The following is a 302-nucleotide window of genomic DNA, read 5'->3' as shown; positions in this document are numbered from 1 at the left end:
CCGGTGGTCTTGCCGTCGGTGGTGAGGGCGGTGAGGCGGCCCGCGGCATCGGTCTCATGGGCGGTGGCTGTCTTGCTGCCGTCCGCACCGGTGACGGTGGTGGTGGTGACGTCGCCTGCGGCGTTGGCGGTGTAGGCGGTCGACCGCAGAACCGGCGCCTTCGCGTCGCCGCCGCCGTGCAGGACGGTGGAGGTGAGCCGGCCGTAGGCGTCGTAGCCGTGCACGGTGTGCGTCGTCACCGGCGTGCCGCCGCCGGCCCCTGCTCCACCGCTGCCTTCCGTGCTGGCACCCCCCTGCCCGCC

The 302-nt window shown here is 74.8% G+C and carries 1 protein-coding gene; it reads right to left on the bottom strand.

The genetic code is table 11. From position 1 onward, the window contains the following. The coding region (locus IF89_RS40040) for a hypothetical protein (RefSeq protein ID WP_199820691.1) at positions 1-239 on the bottom strand (239 nt) is incomplete at its 3' end. Positions 240-302 lie beyond the last annotated feature (63 nt).

The sequence above is a fragment of the Streptomyces sp. NRRL F-2664 genome (genome assembly GCF_000719345.1).
Classification (GTDB): domain Bacteria; phylum Actinomycetota; class Actinomycetes; order Streptomycetales; family Streptomycetaceae; genus Streptomyces.
Note: the sequence above shows the minus strand (reverse complement) of the source record. Positions and strands in the feature narration are given on the sequence as shown.